The 6,557-nt window shown below is 75.8% G+C and carries 4 protein-coding genes and 2 pseudogenes; 5 read left to right on the top strand and 1 reads right to left on the bottom strand.

The annotated features are described in order from the left end of the window. Both ABEA77_RS30645 and ABEA77_RS30640 read left to right on the top strand, forming a co-directional pair. Positions 1–279, top strand: a pseudogene (locus ABEA77_RS30645) (hypothetical protein); the annotation flags it as partial. A gap of 478 nt (positions 280–757) precedes the next feature. Further along, positions 758–1,439: pseudogene (locus ABEA77_RS30640) on the top strand (tetratricopeptide repeat protein); the annotation flags it as partial. Between the two features lie 380 nt (positions 1,440–1,819). Here ABEA77_RS30640 and ABEA77_RS30635 read toward each other — a convergent pair. After that, positions 1,820–3,094, bottom strand: coding sequence for a DUF1015 family protein (locus ABEA77_RS30635; RefSeq protein WP_345654815.1), 1,275 nt, complete (start codon positions 3,092–3,094; stop codon positions 1,820–1,822). A gap of 69 nt (positions 3,095–3,163) precedes the next feature. Here ABEA77_RS30635 and ABEA77_RS30630 point away from each other — a divergent pair, with 69 nt between their 5' ends. The 3 genes from ABEA77_RS30630 (at position 3,164) to ABEA77_RS30620 (ending at position 6,518) form a co-directional block, all read left to right on the top strand. Next, positions 3,164–4,249, top strand: coding sequence for an HAD-IIA family hydrolase (locus ABEA77_RS30630; protein ID WP_345654813.1), 1,086 nt, complete (start codon positions 3,164–3,166; stop codon positions 4,247–4,249). Positions 4,250–4,356: 107 nt separating this feature from the next. Further along, entirely contained in the window at positions 4,357–5,412 is a 1,056-nt protein-coding gene (locus ABEA77_RS30625; protein ID WP_345654811.1) for a FecCD family ABC transporter permease, read from the top strand. Between the two features lie 38 nt (positions 5,413–5,450). Continuing rightward, a complete protein-coding gene (locus ABEA77_RS30620; RefSeq protein ID WP_345654831.1) occupies positions 5,451–6,518 on the top strand; it encodes a FecCD family ABC transporter permease in 1,068 nt (355 codons plus the stop codon). The last annotated feature ends 39 nt before the right edge of the window (positions 6,519–6,557 follow it).

Genomic DNA, 6,557 nt, shown 5'->3' with positions numbered 1-6,557 from the left:
ACGACAGGAACGGGCCGCGTCGTGACGACCGCCCCCCGTACCGCAGGGACGACCGCCGTGACGACCGGCGCGATGACCGTCGTGATGACCACCGTGGCGGCGAGCGTGGTGGCTTCCGGCGTGACGACCGCGGTGGTGACCGGCGTGACGACCGCGGTGGGTTCCGCCGTGATGACCGTCCCGCACCCCGCCGTGACGAGCGGGGCGGGGACCGTCCCGCCTTCCGCCGTGACGACCGTCCGGCGCCCCGTCGTGACGACCGTCCGGCGCCCGTCGTGACGACCGTGGCGGCGAGCGCGGCGGGTTCCGGCGCGACGACAGGAACGGGCCGCGTCGTGACGACCGCCCCCCGTACCGCAGGGACGACCGGCCGGCCGGGCGGTACGACGACCGCAGGGACGACCGTCGTGACGACCGGCCGCGTGGGCCGCGCCGTGAGGACGACCGTGGGGGGCGCCCCGGCGGCGGTGGCTACGGGCGCCGCGACGACCGTGACCGGGGCGGGCGTCCCGGAGGCGGCGGCTACGGCCGGCGTGACGACCGGGACAGCGGGGACCGCGGCGGTTACCGCGGCGGGCGCGACGACCGTGGCGGCTTCCGCAGGGACGATCGGCGTGACGACCGGCGCGGCGGCTACGGGGGCCGCGACGACCGGGACCGCGACCGCGACAGGGGCGACCGCGAGCCGGTGAAGCGCCTGCCGATCCCCCCGGAGGTCACCGGTGAGGAGATCGACAAGGGCGTCAGGCAGGAGCTGATGAGCCTGCCCAAGACCCTCGCCGACGACGTCGCCCGCAACCTGGTGATGGTGGCGCGGCTGATCGACGAGGAGCCCGAGCAGGCGTACGCCTACTCGCGGATCGCGCTGCGGCTCGCGTCCCGCGTCGCCGCCGTGCGGGAGGCCGCCGGGTTCGCCGCGTACGCCACGCAGAAGTACTCCGAGGCGCTGGCCGAGTTCCGGGCCGCACGGCGGATGACCGGCAATGTCGACCTGTGGCCCGTGATGGCCGACTGCGAGCGCGGACTCGGCAGGCCCGAGCGTGCGCTCGCCATGGCGGGCGAGCCCGAGGTGCAGAAGCTGGACAAGGCAGGACAGGTCGAGATGCGGCTCGTGGCCGCGGGCGCGCGCCGCGACATGGGGCAGCTCGACGCGGCGATCGTGACGCTCCAGAGCCCGGAACTCGCCTCGCATGCCGTCCACCCGTGGACCGCGCGGCTGCGCTACGCCTACGCGGACGCGCTCCTCGCCGCAGGTCGTGAGGGCGAGGCCCGCGAGTGGTTCGCCCGTGCCATCGAGGCCGACAAGGACGGCACCACCGACGCCTCCGACCGGCTCGCCGAACTCGACGGCATCGAGTTCGTGGACGCCCTGGGCGAGGAGGACGGCTCCGTCGAGGCAGCGGGGGAGGCCTCCGGCACCGACGCCGATACCGCCGACACCGCCGACAGCGATCTCGCCGGGGACACCGACGCCGTGGAGGACGCCGAGCCCGCCGGGGACACCGACGCCGTGGAGGACGCCGAGCCCGCCGGGGACACCGACGCCGTGGAGGACGCCGAGCCCGCCGGGGACACCGACACCGCTTCCGCCGACGCGGAGGACGAGCCCCGCGCCGCCACCGGGACCGAGCCCGAGACGGCTCACACCCAGACGGTCCGGCCCGAGACGGCCGAGGCCGGGGCGGACGGCGAGGCGCCGCGGGCGACCCCGCGGGAGGCCGGCGCCGACGACGACTGACCGTCGCCCTGACCGAGGGGCCCGCACCTGCACCAGGGCGCGGGCCCCTCGGCATGTCAGGGGAAGCCGGGCGACGGGCGGTCAGGCGGTGCCCAGGGTGCGCAGCACCAGGCCAGTCGCGGGCTTCGGGCCGAACGAAGTCGACTTGCGCGGCATGGTGACGCCCTGGCGTGCGAGGTCCCGGACGACCTCCTCGCGCACCGGATGCAGCAGCACCGCCGTGCTGCCGTCGTGCTCCGCCTTGCCGACCGCGGCGTCCGCGTCGTGGATGTACGCGATGTGCTCCGGCGCGTCCGGGACGCGCAGGACCTCGTCGAGCAGGGCGCTGTGCAGGACCGTCGCGTCCAGAGAGCGCCAGGCCGCCGGGCGGTCCGCGCGGACCCTGCGGGCCAGCAGCGCAGGATCCGGGCGGTCCACGAGGTGGAAGCCGCCGTCGCCCGCGAGCAGGTACGCGTTGCCCTCGGAGGCCGCTGCGGCGAGCGCGTCCAGGGCCTCAGGCAGGCCGGCGGAGAGGCGCCGTACCCGGCAGACGCCGTCGAGCGTCGACACGGCCTGCGCCACCGGCAGGCCGTGCAGCAGACGGTGGATGGCGCGCACGCGCAGCGGGTGGCGCGCGGTGTCGACCAGCAGGACGAGGCCGTAGGCCCAGGGGCCCGTGCCGCCGTGCTCCGCGCGCAGCCGCAGATAGGTCGCCCAGCGGTGGTGCCCGTCCGCGATCAGCGCCTGGTGGCGGGCGAGCCCGCCGGCGATCTCCGCCTGCTCTGCCGGTCCTGTCACCGCCCACAGGCGGTGCGCGAAGCCGTCCTCCGTCGTCGTGGCGAGGAGTGGGGCGCGCCCCACGACCCGGTCGATCACGCGCGCCGTGGGGTCCGCTTCACCGCCCTGGTAGGTGAGGAGCAGCGGCTCCAGGTTGGTCGCCGTGGTGCGCATCAGGTCGGCGCGGTCCTCCACGACGTCCTGCATCACGTCCTCGTGCGGCAGCACGACGCCGTCAGCGGGCTCGGAGAGCGCCAGCGCCCCGATCACCCCGCGCTGGAGGAGGCCGTCGCCGCGCTGCTCGTACACGTAGAGAGCGGGCTCGGGGTCGGCGGCCAGCACGCCCTCGGCGAGCCAGCGCTCCAGGGTCCGCTCCGCCTGCCGGTGGCGGCTTTCGGGGGTGGGGCCCTGCGGGAGGATCAGCCGCACGATGTTGTGCGGGTCCGCGGACTCCAGATGGTGCAGGCCGTCGGGGCGTACCACCACGTCGTACGGCGGCGACATCACCGCGGACAGGCCGGTCACCCGCTCCGGCACGTACCGCACGCCCTGGAACGCGGCCAGCCGGAGCCCCCCGCCTGCCTGGCCTGTGCTGTTCATCCGTGCATCGTATGTGCGCAGCCGGCATGAGCGATGATCGGGTGACAGCCGGAGCGAGGAGTACGGGCGATGAGTCAGCCGAGCAGGACCAGGCCGAGCGGCAGCGGCGCCGCGCTGAGCGCGGTGTACGACACGGCGCTGCTCGACCTGGACGGGGTGGTGTACACGGGCGGCGAGGCGGTGGAGCACGCCGTGGAGGCGCTGGCGGCGGCGCGCGAGGCGGGCATGGGGCTCGCGTACGTCACCAACAACGCGCTCAGGCCCCCGCGCGACGTGGCGGAGCACCTCACCGAGCTGGGGGTGCCCGCGTCGGCCGAGGACGTGATCACCTCGGCCCAGGCGGTGGCCCGGCTGATCGCGGACGAGGTGCCCGAGGGGTCCAGGGTGCTGGTCGTCGGCGGCGAGGGGCTGCGGCTCGCGCTGCGCGAGCGCGGCCTCGTGCCGGTCGACTCCGCGGACGACGGGCCCGCGGCCGTCGCGCAGGGCTACGGCGGGCCCGACATGGCGTGGCGGCGGTTCTGGGAGGCGTGCGCCGCGGTCAACGCGGGCGTGCCGTGGTTCGCGTCCAACACGGACCTGACCATCCCGAGCCCGCGGGGGATCGTGCCGGGCAACGGCGCGGCCGTGGAGGTCGTGCGGATCGCGACGGGCGCGGAGCCCCGGGTCGCGGGCAAGCCGCTGCCGCCGATGCACCGGGAGACGATCCTGCGCACCGGCGCGCGCCGCCCCCTGGTGGTGGGGGACCGGCTCGACACCGACATCGAGGGCGCGTTCAACGGGGGCGTCGACTCGCTGCTCGTCCTGACCGGGGTGACCCGTGCGCGGCAGCTCCTCGCGGCCGGGCCCCGGCACCGGCCGACCTACGTCGACGCGGACCTGCGCGGGCTGCTGACCGGGCAGCCCGAGGTGGCGGACGCGGGCGGCGGGGCGTTCTGCTGCGGCCGGTGGACGGCGTCGGCGGACGGCGGCGCGCTCCGCCTCGACGCCGCGGGGGAGCGCGGCGAGGACGGTGCGCGCGCCCCGGGCGGGCCGGACGGCGCGGACCGGGACCGCATGGACGCGCTGCGCGCGCTGTGCGCGGCGGCCTGGACCCGCGCGGGCGACGGACGCTGCGACCTGGACGCGGACAAGGCGCTGGCCCGCCTGGCGGAGTGAAGGAGGTCCCGCGAGGGGGAGCGGGGCCGCGCTGCGGCAGGGCGCGGGGACGGATCGTGAGGTACTCACCATCGATCCTGCGAGGAGGGTAGGCTAGCCTAACCTTTGTGTTGGTCGAAAGCCCTCCAGAACAGAGCGGCGCGCAGGCGGTCGCCGCGCCGCCGCTCCGAGGCCGCAGGACCGTGCGGGGCGCGGGCCTCGTCGTGGCCCTGGCGCTGCTCGCCGCGGTGTGCGTGCTGAGTGTCGCCGTCGGCGCCAAGTCCATGCCGGTCGGCGACGTGTGGCACGGGCTGTTCTCGTCCACCGGCACCCGCAACGACGTGATCGTCAGCCAGGTGCGGGTGCCGCGCACGGTGATCGGGCTGCTCGCGGGCGCCGCGCTCGGGCTCGCGGGCGCGGTGATGCAGGCGCTCACCCGCAACCCGCTCGCGGAGCCCGGCCTGCTCGGGGTCAACGCCGGCGCCTCGGCCTCCGTCGTGTCGGCCATCAGCTTCCTCGGCGTCAGCTCCTTCACCGGATACGTGTGGTTCGCGTTCCTCGGCTCCGCCGTGGTCTCCGCCGCCGTGTACGTGCTGGGCGGCAGCCGCAGCTCCACGCCCGTGCGGCTCGCCCTCGCGGGCACCGCGGCCAGCGCCGCGCTGTACGGGTACGTCAACGCGGTGCAGCTGCTCAACACGGCGGCGCTCGACCAGCTCAGGTTCTGGACGGTCGGCTCGCTCGCCTCCGCCGACATGTCGACCATCCGGAAGATGTGGCCGTTCATCGCGGCCGGAGTGCTGATCTCGCTGCTCATCGCGCGGCCGCTGAACGCGATGGAGATGGGCGACGACACCGCGCGCGCTCTCGGCGCGCACCTCACCCGCACCCGTGTCCTCGCGATGGCCGCGGTGACGTTGCTGTGCGGGGCGGCGACCGCGGCCTGCGGCCCCATCGTCTTCGTCGGCCTGATGGTGCCGCACCTGGTGCGGGGCATCACCGGACCCGACATGCGGTGGATCCTGCCGTACGCGGCCGTCCTCGCGCCCGTGCTGCTGATCGGGTCCGACGTGGTGGGCCGGGTCGTGGCGCGGCCCTCCGAGATCCAGGTGGGCATCGTGACCGCGCTGATCGGCGGGCCCGTCTTCATCCACCTCGTACGGCGCAAGAGGATGGCGAAGCTGTGACCGCCCGCGTTCCCTCCCCCCCGGCCGCCCCTGACACCCTGTCGGGCGGTCGGCCGCCGCGCCGGGGGCGCGCGGTCAGGGCCGTGCGCACCCCCGGCGGGCTGCTGTCCGTACGGGTCGAGAGCAGGACGGCCCTGGTGCTCCTGCTGCTGCTCGCCGCCGCGCTGCTCGCGGGCGTCGTCGTCATCGGCAGCGGCGACTACCCGATGTCGCCCGGCACGGTGCTCACCACCCTGACCGGCGGCGGCAGCCCCGCGCAGGAGTTCATCGTGCGGGACCTCAGGCTGCCGCGCGCCCTCGTCGGGCTGCTCGTCGGTGCCTGCCTCGGCATCGGCGGCGCGGTCTTCCAGTCCGTCACCCGCAACCCGCTGGGCAGCCCCGACGTCATCGGCTTCGGCCAGGGTGCCTCCGTCGGCGCGCTGAGCGCCATCATCCTCCTCCACGGCGGCGCCGCGCAGACCGCGCTCGGCGCCGTCGTCGGCGGGCTCGTGACCGGCGCCGCGATCTACCTGCTCGCCTGGAAGCGCGGCGTGCACGGCTACCGGCTCGTGCTCGTCGGCGTCGGCGCCGCCGCGATGCTCACCGCCGTCACCCAGTACCTGATCACCAAGGCCGACCTCGTCGACGCGACCCGCGCCGTGCTGTGGATGACCGGCACCCTCGACGGCGCGGCCTGGAGCCAGGTGTGGCCGCTGCTCGTCCTGTGCGCCGTTCTCGTACCGCTGACCCTCTCCGGCGGGCGGCGGCTGCGGATGATGGAGATGGGCGACGACGCGGCGTACGCGCTCGGCGTGCCCGTCCAGCGCACCCGCATCCTGCTGATGGCGTGCGCGGTCCTGCTCGTCGGGGCGGCGACGGCCGCCGCCGGGCCCATCACCTTCGTCTCCCTCAGCGCCCCGCAGCTCGCCCGCAGGCTCACCCGGGCCCCCGGGCCCAACCTGGCGGCGTCCGCGGCCATGGGGGCGCTGCTGCTGTGCGTGGCCGACCTGCTGGCCACGCGCGCCTTCGGCGACAGGCAGCTGCCCGCGGGCGTGGTCACGGCCGTGGTCGGCGGCGTCTACCTGCTCTGGCTGCTGGTCACCGAGCGCAGGGCGGGCCGGATATGACACCCCGCGCGCCGTCCGGCGCACCGCACCCACCGACGG

The sequence above is a fragment of the Streptomyces tremellae genome, from assembly GCF_039540215.1.
Lineage (GTDB): Bacteria > Actinomycetota > Actinomycetes > Streptomycetales > Streptomycetaceae > Streptomyces > Streptomyces tremellae.
This window is presented reverse-complemented; position numbering and strand designations above follow the sequence as displayed.

Coding starts and splice junctions, on each gene's coding strand:
- ABEA77_RS30630 (WP_345654813.1), top strand. CDS start 3,164: ATGAGTCAGCCGAGCAGGACCAGGCCGAGCGGCAGCGGCGCCGCGCTG.
- ABEA77_RS30635 (WP_345654815.1), bottom strand. CDS start 3,094: ATGAACAGCACAGGCCAGGCAGGCGGGGGGCTCCGGCTGGCCGCGTTC.